The organism is Microcoleus sp. M2_D5 (assembly GCF_036701935.1).
GTDB lineage: Bacteria > Cyanobacteriota > Cyanobacteriia > Cyanobacteriales > Microcoleaceae > Microcoleus.
The window spans coordinates 25,693-51,366 of sequence record NZ_JAUBRP010000004.1; the positions used below are offsets into that span (position 1 = coordinate 25,693).

Genomic DNA, 25,674 nt, shown 5'->3' on the forward strand with positions numbered 1-25,674 from the left:
TTAACAACAATGAAAGACTCTCAAATGCAGCGCGGACAGGCATGGTTAGAAGAATTGCTACAACTGTCCGCAATTCCTTCAAAAGTGGTATGCGAACAACAAAAAGATTGCTATTGGATGACAATAGATGAAAGCAATCTGACTCCCGAACAAGTTGCAATCTTAGTCGGGCCAAACGGTAATGTAATAGATGCCATTCAGTACCTCTGTAACACGGTTCAGAATATAGGTCAGGAAGTAGAGGAGTCAATTCCTTATACAGTTGAACTAAATGGCTATCGCATCCGCCGCCAAGAGGAATTGCGATCGATGGCAGAGTACGCAGCAGATCAAGCGCGCTCGACGGGAGTTGAAGTTGAAATAAAATCTCTGTCTTCGGCAGAACGCCGTCAAGTCCACAGCTTTTTGAGCGAATGTGAGGATGTAGAAACTTACAGTCAAGGACAAGAACCCGATCGGCGTTTGGTAGTGCGGCTGCGCTGACGCTAAAGAAGGAAGTTCGGCAACGGATTCTGTAATGGATGTAACGGATGTAACGGATGTAACGGATGGAGGTCGGAAGAAGGGAGAAGGAAGAAGTTAAAAATTAACTATTCCTTTTGACCTTTGAATTCAAGAAGTAGGAAGGCAAAAGATTATGGAGACAATTTATATTCCTCATCTACTCACAAAAAGTGAGCGGAAACAGGTCATTGATTTTGAAGAAGTTATCCCCGATTTAGAAACTCTTACTCCGGTGCGAGGAAGACTGCAAGTGACTCATCAAGGGAATTATCTTGAGGTGAAGGCAAAAGCAGAAACAATTGTTACTCTCACCTGCCACAGATGCTTGAAACAATACAATCACCGTTTGGCACTCAACTCATCAGAACTAATCTGGCTCGAAGAAACAGCAAATCAAACAGATTCCAGTTCAGCAGAAATAGAAGTTGCTTTAGAAGATTTGGTGGAAAATTTGTCCCCCGGTGGCTATTTCTCTCCGGGCGATTGGGTGTACGAGCAAATGTGTTTGGAACTGCCGCACAAACAGATATGCGATACAGAATGTCCGGGAATTTCTTTAACTGATGATGCAAATACAGAAAGCTCAGAAACAGTCTCAGACAGTCGCTGGGCGTCTCTGGAAGCACTAAAACGGCAATTGTCTTAGTCATTAGTCAACAGTCATTAGTCAGTAGCTAATAACTAATAACTGTGGAATAAGGACTGCAAAAAAATCACATCGGCTAACATCTAATAACTAATAACTAATAACTAAGGACTAATGACTAAGGACTAATAACCAATGACTAATAACCAATGACTGATGACTAATGACTATTTTTAGCGACGAGTTTGAACTGCTGCTGCGATCGCGCTACCCCCTAATTTACATTCCCACACGGGAAGAAGAGCGCGTAGAAGCGGCGATCGCCCAAAGTGCCAAAAAACAAGGTTCTCGCGCCGTCTACATCTGGGATTTTGTTGATGGCTACCAAGGCAATCCCAACGATACAGGTTTTGGCAAGCGCAACCCGCTGCAAGCTTTGGAATTTCTCGAAAAATTACCCGCCAGCGCGCCGGCAATTTTTATTCTGCGCGACTTTCAGCGTTTTTTGGAAGATGTCTCGATTTCCCGCAAGCTGCGGAATTTGGCGAGACTCCTCAAATCAGTGCCCAAAAATATTGTCATCGTATCTCCTCTAATTTCGATCCCGGAAGACCTCAGCGAAGTGATGACTGTTTTGGAGTTTCCCCTGCCTGCGGCAGCGGAAATCAAAATTGAGGTAGAAAGGCTGTTAGGAGCTACCGGACAAGCCATAGAAGGGCGTTTCCTGGACGAAACAGTACGCTCCTGTCAAGGTCTGTCGATCGAACGAATCCGCCGAGTTTTGGCAAAGGCACTCGCCACCAGAGGCGAACTCCATCCCGACGACGCGGAACTCATTTTAGAAGAAAAGCGCCAAACAATTCGCCAAACTCAAATTCTGGATTTTTACCCAGCCCGCGAAAATATCTCCGATATCGGCGGTTTGGACAATCTCAAAGAATGGCTGCTGCGGCGGGGCGGTGCTTTTACCGAACGAGCCCGCCAATACGGTTTGCCGCATCCCAGAGGTTTGTTGTTAGTCGGAATTCAAGGAACCGGAAAATCCTTAACAGCAAAGGCGATCGCCCACCACTGGCATTTGCCTTTGCTGCGGTTGGATGTCGGGCGTTTGTTTGCCGGATTAGTCGGAGAATCGGAATCCCGCACCAGGCAAATGATTCAGCTAGCGGAAGCTTTGGCCCCCTGCGTGTTGTGGATTGACGAGATTGACAAAGCTTTTGCCGGATTGGACGGTAAAGGGGATTCCGGGACAACCAGCCGGGTGTTCGGGACATTTATTACTTGGTTGGCAGAAAAAACTTCGCCGGTGTTTGTAGTCGCAACGGCAAACAACATCCAGTCTTTGCCGCCGGAAATGCTGAGAAAAGGCAGGTTTGACGAAATATTTTTTGTGGGTTTGCCCAGCCAGGAGGAACGGCGGGCGATTTTTGAGGTACATTTGTTGCGGTTGCGATCGCACAGCATCAAAAATTACGATTTAGAGCGCTTGGCTTACGAAACTCCCGATTTTTCAGGGGCCGAAATCGAGCAAACTTTGATTGAAGCAATGCACATTGGGTTTAGCCAAAATCGAGACTTTACCACAGATGATATTTTAGAATCAGCTAGTCAGATGGTGCCCTTAGCCAGAACAGCTCAAGAACAAATTCAGTTTCTCCAAGATTGGGCCGCTGCTGGGAAAGCTCGCCTTGCTTCTAGGTACGGCAGTTTGAGCCGCCGGATTCAAGGTTAAGCTTTTGAAGTCAGTAGTCAGTAGTTAGTAGCGAGTTGTCAGTGGGCAGTTACCAGATTTTACTCAATATTCAGCAGTCAACACTCAACCTTCTTCCTTCTTCCTTCTTCCTTCTGCCTTCTGCCTGACATCCGTTACATCCGTTACAGAATCCGTTGCCGAACTTCCTTCATTTGCGGTTTTATGAACACTGTATATAGCGTTTTCAAATTTTTAGTGGGTTTTCTGCTCGCGATCGTCCTGATGGCAGGTGCTAGCGTGGCGGCTGCACTTTACTTTGCAGCTAAGCTAACTACTATCCCCGAAAAACCTGTTTTTTCCAACGACAAAACACCAGCTCAGGTTGTCGGCGCGGCGTCGAAGTCAACAGCCCAGGCTAGCTCTGTTTCTACATCTAGCGATGCCCCGTCTCCCAAACCGCTGGAACCGGGAGCTTACCGCGCGATGGTGACTCAGCCGATCGGCTTAATTCTCCGGGATACAGGTAGCCGAGACTCGAACCGCATTGGCGGTGTTGGTTACAAGGAAAGAGTCGTAGTTTTGGAAGAGTCGCCCGACAAAGAATGGCAGCGAATTCGCATTGAGGATGGCAATCGCGAAGGTTGGGTCAAAGGTGGCAATACTGAAAGAATTGAGGGCGAATAGGAATTAGATAACAAATATACTCCTCTGATTGTGAGGGGAGCGAAGCAATCGCAGTGTGAAAATTGTTCAACAACGCCCGGTTTTTTCCTGTGTATTGTTGCCAATAGCCAGATACACATTTATTAGAAAAAGTCAAGTTAAATTTATTTTCGATATTTGAGATGGCAGTTTGATGCGCTGAGACTGCGGGTGCGATCGCCCCTGCCAAATCCTGAATTTGACATAAAAGCCCAGCAGACAAAAGGTTTCAAGAGCTCAAAGTCAACATAAAAACTTGAAAAAACATAATTTTAACTTATGTAATTCAGGAGAGTATGTTAAGAAAATTAGCAAAATTTTAAGGTTAGTTGCAAAACCCAGGCTGTTGTCACCGCTGAACAGGTAAGAGTGGTAGCTTGGATTACAAGATGTAAGTTTTCTGCTATTGAGCTAGCAACAATAAAAAATATGTACGACAAACGTCCCGATCGAGATTTGGCGACTGCTGCTGTTACTGCGGCTTTGGGAGCTGGGGTCGTTACCTCTTTTGCCGTGAGCAGAGGGCAAAACCCGCTGGTAGCCCTCGCAATTACTGTTTTTGCAGCGGGAGTAGCTGTAATTTGCGATCGGTTCGGCTTAATTTAAGCGATCGTCCAATTTTTAATGCAAAGTCAACTTATCAAAAAATCCCCGCCCTATTTGCAACGAGCAAAAGTGGGGATTTTTAGTGGCTAGTTTTTTTGGTTGATGGGCGGTACTTTCCCAGACGCACTCGCCACATGAAGAAGCCGCGTTTCTTAACAAACAACCTGCGATTTCAGGCTCTTTACCCGACGGTTCTTGTGGGATGGGCGTCCCGCCCGTCCAGAAAGGGCGGGCGGGACGCCCATCCCAACTTTCAAGAGTGTAAATTATTTAATTGGCGCTCCTTATTCTCTTTGGGCCTTAAAGGCTAAGACTGTGCTTGCAAACTTTTTTGCTGAGTCTCGCGTCTCCAGAAGCAGCGATGCTATCTTGGTTGTTACCTGTAATTATTTTTGACAGTAAATTTTTTAGAAAAACGGGTGCTTCGCGCTTTCCCAGTAGAACTTAGCGTTGATAGAATCCAAGCCAAGCGTGCTAAAAATGATTTTTGGCAGTTTGCTCCCACAATCCACCCACAATTTCACACTAAAAAATTATGGAATCTCTTGCTTACCTCGAACTTGCTCTTGTTTGCGAAGCACCCGCCGAGTCGAAAATTTTTGATCGGCCCAAGTGGCAAAACCTATCGAGTCAGACTTACGTCCGTTTGCTGTCTCTGGCTTTGATGCTGTCGGTTTTGAGTGCAGCCGGTTCGGCTTTTGCTCAAATAGATCCGGGATATCCCAATGTGCGAGCGATTCAAGACAGGTTGCGGGAACTTGGTTATTTTCCCAGATCGTCAACAGGTCAACTCGGCCCGGTAACAAAACAAGCGCTGACTAACTTTCAGCGAGACTATCAACTGTCGCTGACTGGTAGGCCCGATCGAGCTACTGTGATCGCACTCAACAGTTTTGCCGGGGATGACGATCGACCTTTTAATACCTCTTTGACAACATACTATACAAATTATCGGGAGCTGCGTTTTGGAGACGCGGGTGCAGATGTTTCGGCACTCCAGCGCAGGTTGAGGCAGCTAGGCTACTTCAGCGCCCATCCCACAGGGAGTTTTCGCGAAGTTACTCAAAATGCGGTTAGATACTTCCAGCGAATTAATCGACTGCGGGTAACTGGAATTGCCGATAGGCAAACTTTAGCTTTACTGTTTGGTTCCACCCGCCCGATTCCTCCCGTTACACTTCCAGGGAATATTTCGGGAAATGGCGGTTGCAAGGGGCTGCGGTTCGGGGACAGAGGGGCGACGGTAGACTTGATCCAGCGGCAGTTAAAAGCTTTGGGCTATTTTGAAGGCGGCGTTGACGGCAAGTTTCGCGAACGCACTCTCTACGCTGTGACTCGTTTTCAGCAAGATTACAATCTCGTTTCTGACGGCTGCGCTGATACTGCTACTTTGACTGCTATCGATGCCCAGATGAGGCAAGCTCGAATTACCTTACGGACTGAGGAAAATGAGCAACAGAGTAATGCCGGAGATTTTCTGGAGTTGGGCGACAGAGGCCCAGAAGTAGAATATGTGCAGCGGCGGCTGCAAGAATTGGGTTATTACAGGAGCCAGATTCACGGTTGGTTCGATCGACCAACTCAAGCAGCTTTGATCCGCTTTCAGAGAGATAGCGGGATGTTCGGGACTGGAAGAGTCGATCGCAGCACTCGATCGGCTTTGCGGCAAGGCAACAGGCAGGCAGCAGCGCCTGTGCCGCAAATTGTCGCTGGTCTGCGACGGGGCGATACTGGGCAGTAGTGTCCGACAACTTCAGTCTTCGCTCAGAAGTCTGGGCAAAAACCCCGCAAGAGTCAACGGAGTATTTGGAGCCGAGACCGAGTTTGCGGTGCTGTGGTTTCAGCAGGAATGCAATTTGTCACCGGCGACGGGTATTGCCACTCCGGCGACTTTGGCTGCGCTTCAAAACGGATTAGCTGGCCGGGTAGCTGTTCCTGCTGTTCCAATTAGCAGCAGTTTGAACTCTCGATCGAGCATTCAGCAATTACAAAGGCGACTGCAAGACCTCGGCTTTTACACAGGCTCGACCGGCGGAGTTTTGGATGCTTCGACGAGAGACGCCATCGAGCGAGCGAGTCCGCAGTTACGGGGTCAGCAGCGACGATTTGTTGAGCCAAACTTTTTAGCCCCAGCCTTGCGGCTACATCAAGGAAATCGGGTTTCTGCTTTCCGACTCATTCCTGAAATGATGTATTTTTCCTAAGAAACCCGGTTTCCGCGTAACTGCGATCGCACTTGGGCTACCAATTTTTGTTAAAACTTGTAACAAGCCGTACTTAAAATGCGAAAATAGTGTACATTCACTCGATTGAATCCGGGGCGCTGCTGCCGTGCCCGGCGATCGACCTCGGACAAGACCAATTGCTGGAAACCAAAGACGGCCATCCCATCCGCAAAGCTTCGTGGCACACCGTATGAATGGTTAGCTGGCAGTCTAGCAGGTGCAACCCAGACTTTTCAGCTTGCTTCATGCCAATTTTCAAAATCGAATCGTTGTTAAATTCGATCGTTCTGTTGCACTGAACGCAGACTAGGTGGTGGTGGTGGTGCGGGTAAGGCTGGTTTATTTCATAGTGTTTGTGACCTTCTGCTAGTTCTAGTTCGCGGAGCAGGCTCATCCTTGCCATCAACTTTAAAGTTCGGTAAATGGTGGACAAGCTAATGTTTTCGCCGCGATTTTTTAACAAAGTGTACAAATCCTCCGCACTCAGGTGATTTCCTTTGGGGAGGTTCTGAAACACGTGCAAGATGGTTTCCCGTTGGGGAGTCATCCGCCAGCCTTTGTCATTGAGTTCGGATTTGAATGAGGACGCGGTATAAAGTGCCATAGTGACCCTCTCAAGAAAGTCTGCCTATTGACAATCATACACAACGATGGAGATATTTTTCAAATATCGCAGCTTATTGAAAAAAGATTGAGGAAAAAATTTGGTTTTTGATATTGTTTGACTTTTAACCAGCTTTATGAGTGATATCAAATCCGGTAGCATCGGAATTATTCCTCTCTGTATTCTCTCCCTCTGGGTTCTGGAGCGCCCTCTGCGGTTAAATCATTCCGATACAACCGGAAACGATATGAAAGCATCCAAGATACAAGCCCCCGGATTCATCCGTGGGGTCAATACTTCAATTCTTTAATCTAAAATCTAAAATCTAAAATCGATTGACTTGCAGCAGAGGACAGAGAAGTTGTTTAGAAGTAAATATTGTTACTTCTGCCGAATGCCTCATGCCTTCTGCACAAGTGCGAAATGCCTTGCTCCCTGATTAATCGCGCTGACTGACCGGCCAAATTTAAGTTAGAGACTCCAGATAGTCGCGGACGCGGTTGCGACGCTTAGGTTGGCGGAGTTTTTGCAAAGCTTTGGCTTCAATTTGGCGGACGCGCTCGCGGGACAAGTCGAGGGCACGACCGATTTCTGCCAGCGAATAGGGGTGTCCGTCACCCAAACCAAAGCGCATCAGAATTACATCTCGCTCGCGGCTGGTCAAATCTGCCAGCAGTTGCTGCAAGTCGCGGTGCAAAGCTTCTCGCATCAGCATTTCTTCTGGGGAGATGCTGTCGGTTTCGAGTAAGTCACCCAACTCTGTATCTTTTTCGTTGCCCACTTTGGTTTCCAAAGAAACAGAACGGGGGACTCGCAGCAAAACTTCTCGGACTTGGGGCGCCGTCATGTCTAACTCAACAGCAATGTCTTCGATCGTAGCTGTCCGACCTTTTTCTTGAGAAATTTTGCGCTGGGCTTTTTTGATTTTGTTAAGTTTTTCGGTGATGTGGACGGGGAGGCGAATGGTGCGGCTTTGAGTGGCGATCGCCCGCGTAATTCCCTGCCGAATCCACCAGTAGGCATAGGTGCTAAACCGATAGCCCCGCGTCGGGTCAAACTTTTCTACAGCTCGCTCCAGTCCGAGAGTACCTTCTTGTATTAAGTCGAGCAGTTCTAAACCGCGATTTTGATATTTTTTCGCCACCGAAACCACCAGGCGCAGGTTCGCCTTAATCATGTGGTCTTTCGCTTCGATGCCTTCAGCTTGAACTCTTTCGATCGTCTCAACCGTCATCTCGGCTAACTCGGCCCACTGGCGCTTGCCTTCGGACATAATCCGCTTGAGTTCTGGCACGTCACTGACACCAGCGGTTAATGCCCAGCGTTCCAGGGAAGGTTTGTGTCCCAACTGTGCGGCTAACCGATCGCGCACTTCAATTAAATGCACGAAGCGCCCAATTAGCCCTTCTTCCTGGGAGGCGACGGTGTTGCGTAATTCCAGCAATTTGATATAGCGCTGAACTTTTTGAGCTTCCGAGACTTCTTCGTCTCTACCCAAGAGACGAACCCGACCTATTTCTTGGAGGTACAGGCGCACTAAATCTGTAGTGCGACGGTTGGCATTTTTTTGCAATTTGGCTGCTGGGTCTGCATCTTCTGTCTCTGCTGGGTCTTGGTCGAGCAGTTCGTCTCCAGCTTCTTCAACATCTTCATCCAACACATCACCTGGCAAGGGATTGACTCGCAGTTGTTCGTCGAATTCAGCTTCAGCGTAAAAAGAGGTGGCTGGCATAGTGATTTTCTCAGTGGCTCCGGTGAAAAGATGCTACGCTTGGCGGTTATTTATAATTAAGATGCCCACTTGGTTAAGACGAAGCATCACCGCTTTGTGTTTCTTTAGTAACTTTCCTGACTTTTCTGCTGTTGGAGAGATCGAACTTTTGCTGCCCCACTTGTTTTACCAAGATTCTGGAAAACGCTAAGAACTTTCTGATGTAACAGGTTGAAGGCCCGAAAAGTGTGTTGTACTTCTTTGTTTATGTAGCTAGTATAGATAGTGACTGGCTAGAAACAAGTGACGTTAGTCAGAAGTTAAGTTAATCTTCATCACCGATAACCTGGTTCCCGATCACTTCGGAAAATTAGCCATTTTTTTAATAAAACTTTATATAACTCGGCGCTGTTGATTAAATACGCTGCAGTGAGCGCCGAAGTTTAATCCATTATAGAATATGGGTCTCAGAGTTGCTATAGTCCCCTGTACCGAGTTATTGGCTGACGCAAAAACTGGGTTTATTCCTCAATTTTCTGGATTAAAACCTAGAAGTTGGAGGAATAAACCCGGTTTCTGGATTTTTTGTGCGTAAGTCGCGACTTTGAGGCGACGATCGACCGATAATTGTTTTGCTGTTGGCTGCTGCTTCCGGCTTAACATCACGCCCCGAACACCAGCATCTGAAACCGGGTTTTTTGGCCAGGGCTTGCATATCAAGCGCAAGTTTTTCCTAGCTGTTACCCGGTCGGGTTTTAGTGAGAATGGTGCGATCCTCTTCTGTAAGCTTCGCTAACGGGCGCGAGTCAACTCAAATTACAATTGCTAGCGCGGGTAAAGTTTCATCAGTTCCCTCACCTGTTCGGCGTGATAGGAACTGCGAGTTAAGGGAGAAGCGACAACTTGCAAGAATCCCAAAGATTCGCCAAACTTTGTCCAAGCATCAAACTGTTCTGGAGGCACAAAGTTTTCTACGTTCAAGTGCTTTTGAGTCGGTTGCAGGTACTGTCCAACTGTTAAAATATCGCAGCCCACAGCCCGTAAGTCCTGCATCGCCTCCCGAATTTCGGCGTCTGTTTCTCCGAGTCCCACCATGATGCCGGATTTGGTGTAAACCCCAGGTGCGAGTTGGCGGCTTCGCTGCAATAGTTCCAAGGTGCGATCGTACTTTCCTTGCGGCCGCACCTTGCGGTAAAGTCGCTTTACGGTTTCGGTATTGTGGTTGAGTACCTCTGGCCCGGCTGCGAGAATGATTTCTAAAGCTTGCCAGTTGCCGCACAAGTCGGGAATCAAAACTTCTATAGTTGTATCGGGCATCGCCGATCGCACTGCTTGAATGCACTCGACAAACTGAGACGCGCCCCCATCCGGCAAATCGTCCCGGTTGACAGAGGTAATTACGACGTGGTTGAGTTTGAGCCGCTGCACCGCTTGCGCCAATCTTTGGGGTTCTGTGGGATCTAAAGGTTGGGGCTTTTTCTCAAAATCGATGTCGCAGTAAGGACAAGCGCGGGTACAAGCCGGGCCCATAATCAAAAATGTCGCAGTACCTGCGTTGAAGCATTCGCCGATGTTCGGACACGACGCCTCCTCGCAAACCGTATTCAGGGATAAATCCCGCAAAATTTCTTTGACGTTGCCGACGCGCTCCCACTGGGGGGCTTTAACTCGCAACCACTGGGGCTTAACTGTCACGTCTGTCTCCGCCTGAGTAGTGTTTTACAAATCATTATATAGGAGCTTGCTCAATTTTCACTTGAATGTGATAAGCTTAAAACATAGTGACTAATTTCGGGATGTAGCGCAGCTTGGTAGCGCACCTCGTTCGGGACGAGGGGGTCGCAGGTTCAAATCCTGTCATCCCGATTGCTTTTAACTCTTCACGGGTAAAAAGTTTCAGATTTATTACCCTCTAGGATATTCGAGTTTCCGCTCATCCTTCGCTCAGTCCGACTCTTCTAATTCGCTGAGTATCTCCAAAACTGCTTCTAATCCTGTCATCCCCATTATAAAATTAGATTGGATATTCCGCAGCAAGGGAGTGTGTTGTGGGCGATCGTCCGTCTGTGTATATTTATCGTTGGGATAAATTAATGGCTCTGGCGATTCCCTAGGGGATAGCTGCGCTTCACGGGCGTGTTAATTCCCCTTTGCTAAATAAGCAACTGTAGCAACTGTTTTGGCAGAGGGAATTATAGAAGAAAACGTAAACAATCAGAGCATTAGTAGAGAGCAGAGAACAAGTCTTTGCCTTCTGCCTCTGTGATGATTTGGGACTGTGTTCGATCGCAGGTACTTGCTCAATGCTGAGAACTTTGAGCAAGGTTTAAAACCGGAGGCAAGTATAAATACTGCAATAATTATTAAAGACAAGTTAATCAACATTTACATCTTGAGATAGATGAATTAAGATCGGGATGAGGTTATAATGATGTTAATTGTTAGCTTGTCTAAAACTAACCCAAAAACCGGAAGATATTTTAATGCAAATAAGTGGCAAAGCCTTCGGCTCCTGCTCTCGCTGCGAAACAGTACCCGCAAAAATAGAGAGCAGCGGAGGTCTATACCTGTGGTTTCCAGTATCGCACACGCTCAAAAAGGTTATTTCTTCACTAACCCAGGCTGATCTTGAATTCCGGCTGTTAGAAGAGAGCAAGTGTTTGTACGTTATCCTTGAGGGAATAGCAAAAGAAAAGTTTAGCGCCCTAGCATCATCGGTGCTGACAACTCAAGAGTTGAAAGAGACAAAAGTTTTGTGGATGCGCGAAGTTGAACAGCCTAAATTTAGCGATTTTTATCGCAGCACTTCCTTAGACAGTTTTATTAATTTTAGCAAGTCTGATTGGCTGTTAGATTTATTGTACGAACAACGCATTACTACGCATTTTCAGCCCATTGTTTATACCTCAGATACTTCTAAAATTTTTGCCCATGAAGCCCTGCTCCGAGGAATTGACGAGCAAGGAAACTTAATTTATCCGGGCCGGATTTTTGCCCAAGCAGAATCAGCAGGTATAATTTTTCAATTAGATGCTTTAGCCCGGACTCGCGCTATCCGGGAAGCCCATGTGTACGATCTCAAAGAATTACTTTTTATTAATTTTTCTCCGACTTCAGTTTACGATCCCGCTACGTGCCTGCGAATGACTGTACAGGCTATTGATGAAGCGGGAATTCCTCACAGCAATATTGTTTTTGAAGTAGCCGAATCTCAGCACCCCCCCGATCTCGATCACTTGATTAAGATTCTGAGGTTTTACCGAGAAGCGGGATTTTTAATTGCCCTGGACGATTTCGGCAGCGGTTCTTCTAATTTAAATTTGATGCACCAACTTCGTCCTGATTTTATTAAGTTGGATATGCAATTGATTCGCAACGTCCATCAAGATTATTATAAGGCCCTAATTACTGAAAAGATGTTAGAAATTGCCGCTCAATTAGAAATTAAAACTGTTGCTGAAGGTGTGGAAACTTTGGAGGAGTTTGAGTGGGTGCGGGAACGGGGAGCCACTTTTGTTCAAGGTTATTTGATTGCTAAGCCGACTTCTCCGCCGATCGCAGTTACGAGCTATATTGGTGCTCAAGCAGTTCCTGTGTCTGCTTAAAAAAATTGTAGCACATCTGTAAGGATCGTAAATTAGATCTCTTGCAAAATTCTTTTTAATCAAATTTTGGAACGGGCTCTCCGGCCCGTTCCACAAATTTTTTTTTCTGTGGAACGGGCCGGAGAGCCCGTTCCTAGCTATTTTTGCAAGAGGTCTATTAAATAATTTACACAAATTTGTGGGATGGGCGTCGGGCCCGTCCACTCATGACGGGCCCGACGCCTATCCCACAACAATATCAAAATTGTAAGTTATTTAATTCTCATTCCTAAGTCTGACGCACCCTACAAGTTAAATTAGCCTTTTAAACGCTCAAATTGCGCCGCAGAAAGCTTTCTAAGGATTCCATTTTCATGCTGTAGATTGATTCCAAGTTTTGCACTTCTTCGGGAGTGCAGAAATACTCGTTACCCAGCAATACCCGCAAAGTTCCTAAGTCTTTTTGAGCTTGAGGATTCAATAAACCCAAGGCATTTCTCAAACCGTCAAACACCATCAGCGGCGGGTTGATTACCATCGGTTCGCGCTTGAATAAGCGTGCAAAAATGCGGGGAATGTCGTCTCTTGTCAGCACATCCGGGCCACCGACTCGCAGAATTTGGTTGCGGGCGCCCTCGACTGTTGCCGAATCTACTGCAATATGAGCTAAGTCGTCGGTACTGACAACAGAGGTGCGGTTTTTGCCGTCGCCAATCAGCAGGTAAAGTCCGGTTTCTCGAAATCTTTCTGCTAGCGGTAACAAGCTGGAAGCAAAACCTGCAGGCCGCAAGATTGTATAATTCAAGCCGCTGTTTTGCAGGTATTTTTCTACTTCTCGCTTGGCTTTGAATACTGCGGAATCTTCGTATCCCCGATCGACTCCCAGTACCGAAATAAAGACAAAGTGCTGCACTCCGGCTTCTTTGGCGCAGTCGATCAATTCTATGTTAGCGCGGTAGTGTACTGCTTGAACGTCGCCGCCGGTGCCGTGGCTGCTGATGATGTATTGCACTCCTTGGCAGGCTTTTTTAATATCTTTGTCTTGTTTTAAGTCGCCGATAAAAATTTCGGCGCCTCGGTTTTCTAGTTCACAGTAGCGAGATGCGAGGCGAACGAATGCGCGGACAGGCTTTTCTTGCTGTCTTATTTCTCGTACAATTCGGCGACCTAGTGCGCCTGTTGCTCCGGTTACTAAGAACATGATTTTTAGTTGTTGGTTGTTATTAACTGGATCGGGACTTACGCATAGGATCGAGAAACCGGGTTTCTTAAATTTATCGTTGCTAATCCTAAGATTTATGGTAGAAACCCGGTTTCTTTTGCCTTAGTTTTATTTATAACTCATAAATCAAATTTCGACAATTACGGGGGCGTGGTCGCTGGGTTTGATTAATTTTCTGGGAGCAATATCTATTGTACAGTTTTTTGCTTGTTCGTACAGGGGAGCGCTGAGATAATGGTGGTCGATTCTCCACCCGTTGTTGCGGGGAAATGCGGCGGCGCGGTAGTCCCACCAGCTATAATGACCTCCTTCTGCGGTGAATTTGCGAAAGGGGTCGTTTAATCCTAATTCGATGATTTCTGTGAGTGCGAGGCGTTCGGCGACAGACAAGCCGACGGAGTTAGCATTGGCTTTGGGATTGTGGATATCTCGATCGTCCGGGACGATGTTGAAGTCGCCGCAAATGCACAATTTGGGGGATTTGTCTAGTGCTATTTTGAGGTATTCTTGCAGCAGTTTGAGCCACTTTAGTTTGTACTCATATTTCTCGCTACCGACTTCGGAACCGTTGGGAACGTATACGCAAATAATGCAAATATCGTCTATAACCCCGGCTATTAGGCGTTTTTGTTCGTCAAAAATACCTGTGGCTTCGTCGCCGAGAAGGGGGGCAAATCCGGTGCTGATTTGCGAAAGGGGCGATCGGCTAAAAATGGCAACGCCGTTGTAGGATTTTTGACCGGAAATGTAGCAGTTGTAGCCGAGGTTGGTGAAGGGTTCTAGGGGGAAGTCTTTGTCTGTGACTTTGGTTTCTTGGAGGCAGAGAACGTCTGGGTAGTTGGTTTGCAACCAGCTAGTAACGTGTTCTATGCGGGTGCGAATTGAGTTGACGTTCCAGGTGGCGATTTTCATTTTTTGTTTGTTATATACTCTTTGATTACTTTCCCGATCGTGAAGTGCGATCGCCCGTTTTGTTTGACTGTTTCAACTAATGACCGCCGTCCTAAAGATTGCATGACTTTCAAGAGTTCTGGCGGTGATAGTTGCAGGTTTTCTGGTATTTGGGAAATGTCGGCTGGTGCGGGGGTATTGGCTAGCCAACCCATAGCCTGTTGTTCGGATGCGGTTAGGCGATCGAAATGCTGGTGCAGGAGTGATTCTAAGTCTCCTAAGAATAGGGTATCATAGGAGAGGAATTCGGAAACGCTACCGCCGAATAAGTCTTGAATCAATGTGGCAACTATATTTAACCATAAGGGATTGCCTCGGTAAAGGTCGATTAGTTCTAACCATCGATCGGGTTCTGCTAATCCTTTTTCTCTGAATATTTCTTGTGCTTCGGGGCCTAAACCGTTGAGTTGCAGAGATTTGCAGGGGCGGTTTTCGCCTTCTAAGGCGGCGATTTCTCTGGGTTTTTCCCAACTCAGGAGGATGAGGCAACTGTTGTGGGATGATTCTGTTATTTGTTTGAAGAATGCGCCGTAATTTTCATATCCTGGTTGGTAATTTCCTGCGAGTTGTTGGCTGCTGAAGATGGTTTGCACATCATCGAGGATGATGAGACAACGGTGCGATCTAAAGCATTCGATAAGTGAAGGTGATGCGGATTATTGCTGCTGGGACAGGAATTTAATTAAATCAGTTTGGAGTGATGCTAGGGGTGGAGAATTGCGGAGACTTCGCCAGATGATGCGATCGAATTCGTGTTGAATTTGTGGGATTAGTTGGAGGGTAAGGGCGGTTTTGCCAATACCGGATAAGCCTAGGATGGTGATGAGGCGGGTGCGGCCGAAAATCCAGTTTTCGAGGGTGGTGAGTTCGGATGTGCGGTTATAGAATAGGTTGGGTTCTGGTGCATCGGATAAGTCTTGACGTACTGTAAGTTTAGCGTTCTCTGTCGGTTTATTTAATATATCCTCGTTTTTTTGTGTTGGTTCGGGGACTGTGACAGATAGGGAACCCTCTGTGGAGACTTTACCTATCTGCACGCAGCCATTCCCAGTAATTGAGAAATTCGAGAATTGCCATCTTTCCACTGTGGGACGAAAGTTAGATTGATTGATGTCTTCACCTAATGTTTGTGAAAGAAGCTTCCATAATTTTGCTGCTTCCTTCCGGATGTGCTCTCTGCTACGCTTGCAATTTTCGGCTATTTCTGGGTATTTCTGACGTTGCCAAGTGCCGCGCAATATAGATTGTTGTATATGATCGAGGTGTTTTCCCGTTTCGGAGAACACAATGTCGTCAGCCCATTTTGCGACTTGCCGATCGTCCATAGGTCGATTAAGGGGTTGTGGTTTTGCCGATTGCTACCCTACTTTATCCTACTGTTGTCTACTTTGGCTACTTTATCCTACTGTTTCCTCCTTTTTTAACTCAAAAAATATTTAACAAATACCTACACTATCCTACTAAAAATAGTAACTTTAATTAACCAACTCTAAGCTTTATGTACTATAAAAGGTAGAGGATGCTTTTACGGCGTCTCACATACTTTTTATCTGAAGTTCCCAAGGAGATTTCAAAATGAAAAAGTTACTGACCGCAACAGGAACAGCCATGTTGCTTGCTAACATGACGATCGCCCCTGCATTTGCTGATTCACTGGCACAGCAAACCACACCAAGGCAACAGCAGCAGGTTGTATTACCCGAAGGGGTAATGATCGGCGATGCAGAATTAGCACAAGTTGAGGGGGAATGGAAGTGGATTGCTGGGGCGGCGGTAGTTGGAGGAGGTTTTCAAGGTTACAATGAATACCAAAACTGCGTAAGTGCTGGTCGAAGAGACTGTTGGACAGCCGCTGCTAGTGGCGCAGCAAATGGAGCATTGAGTTGGGGAACTGCTGCTGCTACGTTCGGTCGAGGAGGTGGCTCTGGTGGAGCGCGTTTTTTCCAAAATGGTCAGAGAATTAATGGTATAAGAGTCTTTACTCGTTAAAAGCTCTATAGTTCAGTTAAAAAGTTCCCAAAATAAACTTGGGAACTTTTGTTTTAATACTGGGCATTCTATTATGCTGCTGAACATGACTACTTGCTTGGCTGTAAATATTTGAAGGCCTTCGTATCCAAATCCGAAATAAATGTTAAAAATAACAGCGGCTTATACTGGTATTTTAAATATAATTATAAGCTTGGGATTTCTTGTTTTACCAGTCTTTAGCAAAGATATAACTCCCTATCGTACCCTTCGCTATCAAGGAGTAATAGGTCAAACAAACTATTACACCTGTGGCCCTGCGGCTGTAGCTACCCTACTTACTCACTACTACGGTCAACAGACTTCAGAATCTGAGATTTTAGACCTGTCAGAAAAAGCAATGGAAGGAAGCGGTAAAAGCCCAGAAGAAAGAGGAGTCACCGCTTTAGCATTAAGACAGGCTTTAGGTGAGAAAAGCATTCAAACTAGAGGGATGCGACTTACCCTAGCATCGTTAGCCAACTACTTTCGCAAAGGGGGACTGCCTGTTGTTTTGCACGTCACCAAACCTCAAATGCACTATGTTTTAGCCGTCGGCATGGTAGGGGATTGGGTAATTTTAGCAGATCCATCATGGGGACGGCGCATTCAACCTCTTGGTGCTTTAGTAAATGAACAAGGTTTTAGCGGTGTAACCCTTGTACCACTTCCACCTGAAAACTTGATTTCGATTGCAAAAGAACAGCAAAGCGAAACGCTACGTTGGGCAGAATTCCGTGTTGCAAGACTCAACTCACTGAGAAGGAAGTTATGATCAAGCGAGTTCATCTTCTGCCGGTCGCTTTGTTAATCTGTCAGCCTGCACTGGCTCAACTTCCCATTGACCCCTTGCGACTGCCACAAGAAGAAACGGGAGGCTACACTTACACTTTTGGTGCTAGCTACATACCAGACGGAAGAGAAGGATTGGATTTCGATAGAGAAGGGAATCCATTTAATTTTGAGACATTCAACCAATCAATTAACTTTTCTGCTTCAGGAAGCTACAGTTTCAGCCCCAATTTAGGTATTTCAGCCAATATTAACCCTAATTTGTTCCTTGGCAGGCAACAACGAGATTTTAGCAACCGTACTGAAAAATCAATAGAAACTAACACTGACCTTGGCGCAGGTTTATCTGTAGAATACCGTCCCAATCCTGGCTCTAACCTAGATCCTCGTTTTTCAGTCGGTGTTGCTTACCCTTGGACAGTGACAGTTCAAAGCCAAGCTAGTTTAATCAGAGATCCTGTAATCGTCTTAGCTTCTGTGGGATATTCTCAACCGTTAGACTCTGCTAATAGCAGTCTGAATTTAGGACTGGGAGCGGGGTTTGTAGCAAATGAAAGAGTTAGCTTCAGTGCTTCTGCTAACTACGCCATACCTATCGGCGATACTAATTTGCCTGTAACTTCCCTGTCATTCCGCACTGGTTATAGTTTGGATGATCGAGGAAATCAGGATATCGGCTTACGCACAACTCTTAGCGTGCGAGGTGGAGATACGAGAATAGGAGTTGGCATTGAGTGGGGAGGTAGAGGAAATATTGGTTCCCAAAGACAAAACAGCAATTCCACAAACAATCCTGAGCCAACAAATAGAAATACACCTACTATTATAGATCGCGCGCCGTCTTCTGTCCCTTCTCCATCAGTCAACTTTCCAGCCACTCAGTCTACAGGTAATATGCCCTCTGCAAACGATTCCAACATTAGCACAAATCCTGTATTAGGAGACAGTACAAGGGATGCGTTTCAACAACTAGATCGGCGCTTGCAGGAAAAGGATGTTCAGATAGAAGCTTTACAGAAGCAAGTTAGAGAACTGCAAGGGAGTTTAGAACGTTTGCGCTGCCAGCTTCCTGAAAATCAGCAAACTTGTGAAAAAGCGCCTTAGCCATACGAATAAGCAAACTTTTTTTATCCGATAATGCTCTCAATATTCTAGTGTTTAATAAAAAGCGATCGCCCTTAAATCCCAACTTGTCCCGTAGGGAATCGCCCCTCACTTCCCCCTGTAATTGCAAAAAAATTACATCCAAGATAAACTAGGAAATAGAAACTAAGCAACCTCTGATGCTGAAAGCAAAAATATAATGAAAACTAAAAGCTTCACAGTCATCATTTACAAAGAAGAAGATATGTACATCGCCGAATGTCCATAAGTCGGCACAATTGACCAAGGCGAAACCATAGAACAAGCGATCGCCAATCTCAAAGAAGCTACAAGGCTCTATCTCGAAGAGTGTCCTTTACCCGACGAAATCACTCCCAGGTTTGTAACTAGCATAGAGGTTAGCTATGCCTAGGTTGCCCAGAATATCAAGTAAGCGAAGTAATTCGCGTACTAGAGCGTTTAGACTTTAAAATACAGTCAATCCTAACAAAGCTATTAAATAAACGTGGTGTTCTAGATAGGAAATAACTCCTGATTCTACTTGCTTTAATACCCCTTGGTGCAGATTTAATTCCGGTAAAATATGCACAAAAACATAAGCTACCGAAACCCCACTTGCTGCTGAAAGCCAGCGGTTGCGAGGAATAGGGGCAAACCGCAACTTGCCGCAAAATAAATGTGTCAGCGCTAAACCAATGGCACTCAGCGCGGTTAAAGCTAAAGTATTAGGAGCCGATCGCAAAGCTGCTGTTATTACCATAACTCTGCTCTACCCAATTAATCCTCTGCTAAAGCTTTAATGACTTGGTGATACCGTTCTTGTACATCTTTCTGGTCTTGCTCCTGAGAGATTTGTTCGCGGCTACTATTTAAAATCATCTCCGCGTGACGGCGTAAAGCTTCTCGTTGTTGGGAATTGCGGGTGTAAGTGGCGATGCAAGCTATAGCTTCCAATAAGCGAATTGTTACCGCCACGTCTGATTTACTGTATTGGCGAATTTGGTTAAATGCAGTATTGACTAAGCCTTCAAACGTCACTCCTTCAACAATGACGCGCAAATTATGTTCATCGTCGTAGCGATAGGGGGAGGGAAAATCCCTTTCAGCGAGGCGGGATAATCCGGCGCTGAGTCGATCGATACACCGAATCGCAGTAAACGGATCGTTGATACCAGGAGAAATTGCACGCAAGGCGATTTCCACTAACTGATCGATGGGAAATTCTACATCTTGATATTCATTCCGTTCTTTGCCCAGAATAAAAGCATCATTAATTTTTTTCTTCAGGCTTTGATTCACCTGTTTTTCCGGGAAAACCATCGCTACATCGCTACCCTTGACGATAAACTTTCCCGGTCGAGTTTTAAGACGTACAAGCAGATTGTACTGACGGGAAATTTTCATTAATTCCTCGTCATCGATTGCTTGCAAATAACCCTCGCCAGTGGCTTTGATTGGACTTGCTTCCGAGTCAAAATTTGCCGGAATTTCTCCCACTTTTCGCGAGTTTTTCGGTTTACCTTCTCCGATTTTTCCGGGGAACAGACGATCTAGAGCTTTGTCTAAATCGCCACTAACCTGAGTAATTACATGGGAGGCTTGAATAATGGTTGATGCGTGATGGATAAAGTAAATCAGTACGCCGATACTGGCAATTGCCAATCCGGTACCAACTGTAACCGAGAGTTGGGGTACAAAGAGACTGTATCCTTCTCCTTCTGCATGAATGGTTCGCAGTACGAGTAAACAGTAAATAAACGTAGCAATGAAAGTGCCAAGCACGATTTGATTGCCCGTATCCTGCATAAAACTACGCAGCAATCGGGGCCCAAAATTGGAGCTCGCCAACTGAAGGGCCACAATAGTAATGGAAAAAGCTGTAGCAACAACGCTGATCATTGAACCGGCAACCGATGAAAGAACCGCTCGCGCACCATCGGCTCCACCCGTGTAAATCCACCTCCAGTTTGGTATATTACCCGTGCGGTCAATTGTCAGCATGGCGATCGCCAAAATCATCGACCCCAGCGCCATCAAGGTTGGGATAAACCAGTAGCTAGAGTGCAGCGAGTCCCAAAGTTTGCTTAACTTGACATTTTTCATGAGTTGTGGTGGGGTTAAGATTTGCCGTTGCCGTCAGGTTGCGATCGCACTTCAATTAGTTTTTGCAGAGAACCGCTGATGCTGCGGGGTTTAGGAACTTCGCGATTACCAGCGGGCCATCCTTCGCGTTGACGTTTGCGATCGCCATCCGTCTCTTCGGTTTGGTCGTGAAACAAAATTTGCTGCGTAGGAAAGGGCAAGTCGATGCCATTAGCAGTCAGCTTTTCCTTAATCGCAGAAAGTACCTTGTCGCGCGATCGCAAATCGTCAATTCGTCGCGGCGGAGCAATCCACCATCGAGCGCGGATATTGACGGTACTTCCTGCAAGTTCCATCAGCAGCACGTCAGGAGCAGGGTCATTCAAAACCTCATCCACACTGTGCATGGCTTCCATCATTAACTGCTTGGCTCGGTGAATATCATCGCCGTAGCCGATACCAACGTCGTATTCCATCCGGCGTTTATCAAAGGCGGTATTCACAGTCACAGAATTGGTGAACAATTCCGCATTGGGAATTACAATCCGGCGACCATCATAGGTTCGGATTGTTGTAGCGCGAGTTTCAATATTTTCTACCGTTCCCTCAAAGTTTTTAAACACAATCTGGTCGTCGATTTGGAACGGTTCCGTCAACAGAATTAGGATACCAGCTAGGAAGTTTTGTAAGATATCGCGAAAGGCAAAACCAATCGCTACCCCGCTAATTCCCAGCAGTTGCACCAAATCGCCTGCTCTAAATGTAGGAATTACAATCGACAAGGCAATAAACAGACCCACCAAAACAGTAATACCCTGCGCTAACCTTCCCAACACCAGCCCCAAATTCCTGGATTGGCGGTGGTTGCGGGTAAGCCGCCTGACCGCTCTCTTAATTGACCTGCCAACAAAGAAAAAGATTCCGAAAACAAGGAACGCTAGTATCATATTAGGCAGCAGGACAATGAAGTCATCGATCATGCTCTCAATCTTGTCCCAGACTCCAGATATTTCTGCTGTCATAAAAGTTCCTCTTGCATCAGTCGTTATTGATATAGCAATCCTAAATCATTTGTGAATTTCGTACTGCCTCCCAAGGCATCGGGGAGGGTTGGGGTGGGGTAAAAAATTTACGACTCCTGCAAGGATTGCTATAGTATTAAAATTAGCCATGTCAAACTCTATCTTAAGGCTGTAGATTTCTGTTACGTGAGGCTAATTTAGGACTTACACGGTCACAGTAAATATTGGGGATGGTTCGTTACGCAGAAAGCTAACGCACCAACAATTTTTTTCAAGTGGATATCGCAGCCACATCTTCACCGTCGAGTTTTTGTGCGATCGCATCCAGCACCCTCTGTTCTGCTTCAGAAACCTCTCCCTTACTTTCGGCAATGCGACGGCATTGAGCTAATAGCGGTACTGCAAAGTCCGGGTTAAGTTGCTCTAACAATGCACCCAATGGTTTGGGGGACTTGATGTTAGCAGCAATCCTTTGGAGAGAATCGGCATTTAATTGCAATGCCTTCAATTCTGGCAGAATATCTTCCCAGTTTTTGTTGGGATAACTTGCCAAAATCATGTGAACCATAATTTGATCCATTCCTGCTTGCTGGGCGATGGCCACATCGAGATATTTCTCGCTTTGTTTCTGAATCGCTTGCAGCGTTTCGGTTCCAGGTTCTTCAGTCTCTTCCCTCACTTTGGCTTCGTAAAACTCGCGCGCCGCATATCCCAGCGCGTACAGCATCGTAGCATTCGTACTCGCACCAATCATCGCGCCAGCCAGCGGTACGTTGCGTAAAAAGCCCAAACCAGCTCTCATGGCGTTGCTACCGCCTAGCGCTAACCCAAAAATTGCCAAAACCTCGCCTTTTCGGGCTGGCTGTTGCAAATCCATCCCATAAGCGGCGGCAATTTCATAAACCATTTCGGTTTGAATCGCAGTAGTCGCCGCTAGGTCGATCGCCAGCAGTGCAGCCGCGACACCCGGTAAAATGCTGCTAGCAAATCCGACACCACCGGCTTGAATCGCTTTTTCCACCATAATCCGATGGGCAATTTCGCTGGGATATTCATTAGGATACTTTTGTTGGAGTTCATTGACTTGAGCTTCGGCTTTGGCTAAGTCAATGCGATCGCTGACCCCAACTAACCAATCAAGCCTGAGTACCCCTGCCACTTGTTTAACAAAGGGAAGATTGCCAACATAAGTCACCGCATCTCCGGTTCCTTGCGTCGCTTGTCCAATCCATCGATAAGTTTGTTTAGCAGCAGCTTCCCCCCAATCAACTGCTGTGTCAACAACCGCTTTGCCTGTATTCAGTGCAGATTCTGTTGTCTGGGCAATGAAATTTAACAAATCAGACTTTTGCTGTGAATTAGTTTCTTTGTTTGGGTTTGATTGGTCATCCATCACTGTTTTTTCAATTAACTACAATATGCCAGGTTTTCAGCTTGGACGTAGCCTCTCAGAGGCACTTTAATCGCCACCCAACCATCCGTTCCTATACTTTCAATCGTCACTCTTCGTCGGTTCGCGACGACTCCAACCCTTTCCCCTAGCGCAAACAGCTATTGCGGACAAACTTTGCGGTACGAATTGCTTCATCTGCTGCTTTGAACTGGTTTGATTTTCCGTAGGCTTTCAACTCAAAGAGTAGCATGGTTTTACGTCCTACTTTATACTATACGATTTAGCATAAGCTGTTCGACATCTAAATTGCATTTTTTGTGCGGGCGAGACGCCCACCCCACAACAACTTTATCAAGTTTTGACTGTGCAGTTTAAATGCAGGACAGCTTAGGATGTTTAGTGAGTCATTAAAACTTTAGAATTAAAGCCTGCCACCGAAGAAGGGGTTTTAGACCCAATTCTTTGATAAAGATGCTGGGAAAATTCCTAAAGAGGCGGTTGAACCCGTGGCAGCAGCGACAAAGACAAAGATAGCGGTCAACTATCCAGATCCCAGAGTTCTTAATCCCAACGAGTTGCTGAGTCGGGGTAGTGCTACAGCCCTAATTCATCAAGCTTTGGTCGATCGAGGTCAGATAAAACCGCTTCCAGACAAGGATAGTGCTAAGTACATTCCTAACAGTCCACGTCGCTAGTTCTGGTAAATAAGATTGACTTTTTTACTAGAAAGAATTGGTTTAAAGCCTCTGCCATAAGTGGGAGAAATTAAAAGAAGATTATTCATTACTCCAATCCTCGGACTTCCAGGTAGAGGTCTCTATCAACAGTCAACAGTCAACTGAACCCAGGATTCGATTGACTCGGAACCAGCGATAGCCGTAGGCTTCTAAAGGAATAGATGGCGAGTCGGCATCGAGAGATTCATACAGCCGATCGCCAAATAAATCGAACAGAGGGGTGTATTCGTGAGATTTCAGCGTAGCGGTACAAGGTTTGTCGGCGAGATTGTGGACAGCAATCACCGTCCTGCCTTCCCAGTCGCAGCAGTGGGCTAAAACCGAGGGAGAGTCGGTTTCCAGAATGTGCCACTTGCCCCTACCAAACTCAGGACATTGCTTGCGGATGCTGATTGCACGTTCAATCCAGTTAATCAATGAAGCAGGATCGCGCTGCGCTGCGGTGACATTGACTTGTTTGTAACCGTATTCTCCGATCGCGATCGCAGGTCTGGCAAGGGCATCAGTTGCAGCCGTCGAAAAGCCACCATTCGCTGCATCTGACCATTGCATCACCGTCCGCACGCTGTCTCTACCTTCTAGCGAAAGGTCATCGCCCATGCCAATTTCTTCGCCATAGCGCAGCATGGGTGTACCGGGCAGAGTGAACAGCAAACTGTAGACAAGTTCAATCCGGCGGCGAGATCCTCCCATCATCGGTGGTAAGCGGCGACGAATCCCGCGCCCGAAAATTTGCATCGTTTCATCAGGCGCAAATGCTGCAAAAATTTCCTCTCGTTCCGATGAAGTAATGCGATCTAGCGTCAGTTCATCATGGTGGCGCACAAAATTAAGCCACTGACAAATATCAGGAATATCGGGTAAGGTTTTTAGTCCCTCGCGCAATGCGGTGGATTCTTGACGCGCCAAGGCCAAAAACAGATGCTGGTTCAGCAAAAAGTTGAACAGAATGTGCATTCTGTCGCCCTTAGCAAAGTAGACAGGAATTTGCTCGCGATCGACATTTGCTTCTGCCAGCAACACAGCATCACCCTGACGCGATGACACAAACTCTCTCATTTCTTCCAAGAAACCTCGCAGCTTTTCGGGGTCTGCACCTTCGATGCCAATTCCTTTAATTAAAAACGGAACAGCATCAATGCGAAATCCAGACACGCCCAGTTCTAGCCAAAAACCCATAATTTTGCAGATTTCTTCTCGTACCGCCGGATTGGCAATATTCAAATCTGGCTGTTCTTTATAGAAGTGATGCAAATAGTAAGCGTTTGCTTGTTCGTCGTACTCCCAAATACTGTCCTCGACATCGGGAAATATCAGTTGTTCTGGATCAGTTTTGGGTGGATTTTCTGACCACACGTAGTAATCGCGATACTTGGAGTTTTTATCGCTTTTGGCTGCCACAAACCAAGGATGCCGATCGGACGTATGATTTACTACCAGATCGATCAGTACGCGAATGCCTCGTTCCCTTGCTTGGTGCATGAACTCGACAAAATCTCCCAGGGTTCCCAGTCGCGGATCGATGTTGTAGTAATCCATCACGTCGTAACCATTGTCCCGGTTAGGGGAAGGATAAAACGGCAGCAACCACAAACAAGTAATTCCTAGGGCGGATAAATAGTCTAGGCGGTCGATCAGTCCCTGAAAGTCGCCGACACCATCCCCGTCCGAGTCCATGAAGGTTTCAACATCGAGGGAGTAGACAATTGCGTTTTTATACCAGAGGTCTTTCATATCAGTAAATTTCTTAATAGAGAACGGTTTGAAATGGCTTTCTTTGTTCTGAAATCCGGTCACAGGGCTATTGAGAAAAATGAATTCCACGGCTATAGCTCATCTTTAGGTATATGAGCCTAAGTTCTGTTTGTACCAATTTAAAAAAATATATCAATATAAAGGTATGTTAACTATCTAGCAAGATAATAAATTACGTTTTTTAATTTAAAAAAATGGTCTAGCCGGCTGACTACAATTAGCAGGAGCGATCGCTATTTCCGATTAGATGTTCATCCAAGAAGCCAACTTGTTTAGCTTGTAGCGGCACTGTCTTGGCGAAAGAGAGCCAAGACAGTGCACAACCACCAACCTTAGTTAAATCGGCCAGCCCTTGTCAATCATAAGGATATAGGAGTTGTGTTTGCCTTTAGCG

The 25,674-nt window shown here is 46.2% G+C and carries 21 protein-coding genes, 1 tRNA gene and 3 pseudogenes; 13 read left to right on the top strand and 12 right to left on the bottom strand.

Features of this window, described 5'->3' with window-relative positions; all coding sequences use genetic code 11:
* Positions 1 to 9 precede the first annotated feature (9 nt).
* The 7 genes from QUA50_RS02400 to QUA50_RS02430 all read left to right on the top strand — a co-directional run bounded on the left by QUA50_RS02400 (position 10) and on the right by QUA50_RS02430 (position 6,295).
* Positions 10 to 483 carry a R3H domain-containing nucleic acid-binding protein gene (locus QUA50_RS02400; RefSeq protein WP_333259351.1) on the top strand — a complete coding sequence of 158 codons (474 nt, stop codon included), beginning with the start codon at positions 10 to 12 and terminating at the stop codon, positions 481 to 483.
* Between the two features lie 154 nt (positions 484 to 637).
* Positions 638 to 1,150: a YceD family protein gene (locus QUA50_RS02405; RefSeq protein WP_333259349.1), complete on the top strand. Its 513-nt coding sequence runs from the start codon at positions 638 to 640 to the stop codon at positions 1,148 to 1,150.
* A gap of 163 nt (positions 1,151 to 1,313) precedes the next feature.
* Positions 1,314 to 2,822 (top strand): AAA family ATPase, encoded by a 1,509-nt coding sequence (locus QUA50_RS02410; RefSeq protein WP_333259346.1) that lies wholly within the window; start codon positions 1,314 to 1,316, stop codon positions 2,820 to 2,822.
* 183 nt (positions 2,823 to 3,005) lie between these two features.
* Positions 3,006 to 3,467 carry an SH3 domain-containing protein gene (locus QUA50_RS02415; protein ID WP_333259343.1) on the top strand — a complete coding sequence of 154 codons (462 nt, stop codon included), beginning with the start codon at positions 3,006 to 3,008 and terminating at the stop codon, positions 3,465 to 3,467.
* Between the two features lie 447 nt (positions 3,468 to 3,914).
* Positions 3,915 to 4,091 (top strand): hypothetical protein, encoded by a 177-nt coding sequence (locus QUA50_RS02420; protein WP_293253839.1) that lies wholly within the window; start codon positions 3,915 to 3,917, stop codon positions 4,089 to 4,091.
* A gap of 535 nt (positions 4,092 to 4,626) precedes the next feature.
* Complete coding sequence (locus tag QUA50_RS02425; RefSeq protein WP_333259340.1) at positions 4,627 to 5,832, top strand: peptidoglycan-binding protein; 1,206 nt, start codon at positions 4,627 to 4,629, stop codon at positions 5,830 to 5,832.
* A complete protein-coding gene (locus QUA50_RS02430) occupies positions 5,795 to 6,295 on the top strand; it encodes a peptidoglycan-binding protein (protein ID WP_333259337.1) in 501 nt (166 codons plus the stop codon). Before QUA50_RS02425 ends, QUA50_RS02430 begins: the two co-directional genes overlap by 38 nt.
* A 97-nt stretch (positions 6,296 to 6,392) precedes the next feature.
* On the opposite strand, the gene QUA50_RS02435 is transcribed toward QUA50_RS02430, so the two are convergent.
* The 4 genes and pseudogenes from QUA50_RS02435 to lipA form a co-directional block, all read right to left on the bottom strand.
* Positions 6,393 to 6,920: a transcriptional repressor gene (locus QUA50_RS02435; protein ID WP_333259335.1), complete on the bottom strand. Its 528-nt coding sequence runs from the start codon at positions 6,918 to 6,920 to the stop codon at positions 6,393 to 6,395.
* A 466-nt stretch (positions 6,921 to 7,386) separates the two neighbouring features.
* On the bottom strand, positions 7,387 to 8,652 hold the full coding sequence (gene sigC / locus QUA50_RS02440) for an RNA polymerase sigma factor SigC (protein WP_333259333.1): 1,266 nt from the start codon (positions 8,650 to 8,652) through the stop codon (positions 7,387 to 7,389).
* 520 nt (positions 8,653 to 9,172) lie between these two features.
* Positions 9,173 to 9,346: a hypothetical protein gene (locus tag QUA50_RS02445; RefSeq protein WP_333259330.1), complete on the bottom strand. Its 174-nt coding sequence runs from the start codon at positions 9,344 to 9,346 to the stop codon at positions 9,173 to 9,175.
* A 110-nt stretch (positions 9,347 to 9,456) separates the two neighbouring features.
* Positions 9,457 to 10,332: pseudogene (gene lipA / locus QUA50_RS02450) on the bottom strand (lipoyl synthase); the annotation flags it as partial.
* 91 nt (positions 10,333 to 10,423) lie between these two features.
* On the opposite strand from lipA, the gene QUA50_RS02455 reads away from it, so the two are divergent.
* Positions 10,424 to 10,497: transfer RNA gene (locus tag QUA50_RS02455), tRNA-Pro, on the top strand.
* 794 nt (positions 10,498 to 11,291) lie between these two features.
* Positions 11,292 to 12,236, top strand: coding sequence for an EAL domain-containing protein (locus QUA50_RS02460; protein ID WP_333299426.1), 945 nt, complete (start codon positions 11,292 to 11,294; stop codon positions 12,234 to 12,236).
* A 304-nt stretch (positions 12,237 to 12,540) separates the two neighbouring features.
* On the opposite strand, the gene QUA50_RS02465 is transcribed toward QUA50_RS02460, so the two are convergent.
* From QUA50_RS02465 to QUA50_RS29185, 3 genes and pseudogenes are all read right to left on the bottom strand, one after another.
* The gene (locus QUA50_RS02465; RefSeq protein ID WP_333259325.1) at positions 12,541 to 13,416 is read right to left on the bottom strand and encodes an SDR family oxidoreductase; all 876 of its coding nucleotides are present in this window, start codon (positions 13,414 to 13,416) and stop codon (positions 12,541 to 12,543) included.
* Positions 13,417 to 13,563: 147 nt separating this feature from the next.
* Positions 13,564 to 14,349 carry an exodeoxyribonuclease III gene (xth, locus tag QUA50_RS02470; protein ID WP_333259322.1) on the bottom strand — a complete coding sequence of 262 codons (786 nt, stop codon included), beginning with the start codon at positions 14,347 to 14,349 and terminating at the stop codon, positions 13,564 to 13,566.
* Positions 14,346 to 15,713, bottom strand: a pseudogene (locus QUA50_RS29185) (NB-ARC domain-containing protein). Before QUA50_RS29185 ends, xth begins: the two are co-directional and overlap by 4 nt.
* A gap of 250 nt (positions 15,714 to 15,963) precedes the next feature.
* On the opposite strand from QUA50_RS29185, the gene QUA50_RS02485 reads away from it, so the two are divergent.
* The 3 genes from QUA50_RS02485 (at position 15,964) to QUA50_RS02495 (ending at position 18,291) form a co-directional block, all read left to right on the top strand.
* Positions 15,964 to 16,377: a hypothetical protein gene (locus QUA50_RS02485; RefSeq protein ID WP_333259314.1), complete on the top strand. Its 414-nt coding sequence runs from the start codon at positions 15,964 to 15,966 to the stop codon at positions 16,375 to 16,377.
* Between the two features lie 142 nt (positions 16,378 to 16,519).
* Positions 16,520 to 17,170 (top strand): cysteine peptidase family C39 domain-containing protein, encoded by a 651-nt coding sequence (locus QUA50_RS02490; protein WP_333259312.1) that lies wholly within the window; start codon positions 16,520 to 16,522, stop codon positions 17,168 to 17,170.
* Positions 17,167 to 18,291: an outer membrane beta-barrel protein gene (locus tag QUA50_RS02495; RefSeq protein WP_333259309.1), complete on the top strand. Its 1,125-nt coding sequence runs from the start codon at positions 17,167 to 17,169 to the stop codon at positions 18,289 to 18,291. The genes QUA50_RS02490 and QUA50_RS02495 overlap by 4 nt, the downstream gene beginning before the upstream one ends.
* Before the next feature lie 466 nt (positions 18,292 to 18,757).
* On the opposite strand, the gene QUA50_RS02500 is transcribed toward QUA50_RS02495, so the two are convergent.
* The 4 genes from QUA50_RS02500 to QUA50_RS02515 form a co-directional block, all read right to left on the bottom strand.
* Positions 18,758 to 19,051 carry a hypothetical protein gene (locus QUA50_RS02500; RefSeq protein WP_333211176.1) on the bottom strand — a complete coding sequence of 98 codons (294 nt, stop codon included), beginning with the start codon at positions 19,049 to 19,051 and terminating at the stop codon, positions 18,758 to 18,760.
* Positions 19,052 to 19,068: 17 nt separating this feature from the next.
* Positions 19,069 to 20,394: a DUF2254 domain-containing protein gene (locus tag QUA50_RS02505; RefSeq protein ID WP_333259306.1), complete on the bottom strand. Its 1,326-nt coding sequence runs from the start codon at positions 20,392 to 20,394 to the stop codon at positions 19,069 to 19,071.
* 14 nt (positions 20,395 to 20,408) lie between these two features.
* Positions 20,409 to 21,395, bottom strand: coding sequence for a mechanosensitive ion channel family protein (locus QUA50_RS02510; protein ID WP_333259304.1), 987 nt, complete (start codon positions 21,393 to 21,395; stop codon positions 20,409 to 20,411).
* Between the two features lie 271 nt (positions 21,396 to 21,666).
* The gene (locus tag QUA50_RS02515) at positions 21,667 to 22,788 is read right to left on the bottom strand and encodes a hypothetical protein (protein ID WP_333259301.1); all 1,122 of its coding nucleotides are present in this window, start codon (positions 22,786 to 22,788) and stop codon (positions 21,667 to 21,669) included.
* A 479-nt stretch (positions 22,789 to 23,267) separates the two neighbouring features.
* Between QUA50_RS02515 and QUA50_RS02525 the strand changes: the two are divergent.
* Positions 23,268 to 23,483: pseudogene (locus tag QUA50_RS02525) on the top strand (hypothetical protein); the annotation flags it as partial.
* A gap of 132 nt (positions 23,484 to 23,615) precedes the next feature.
* On the opposite strand, the gene QUA50_RS02530 reads toward QUA50_RS02525, so the two are convergent.
* Positions 23,616 to 25,259: an alpha-amylase family protein gene (locus QUA50_RS02530; protein ID WP_333259298.1), complete on the bottom strand. Its 1,644-nt coding sequence runs from the start codon at positions 25,257 to 25,259 to the stop codon at positions 23,616 to 23,618.
* Positions 25,260 to 25,674 lie beyond the last annotated feature (415 nt).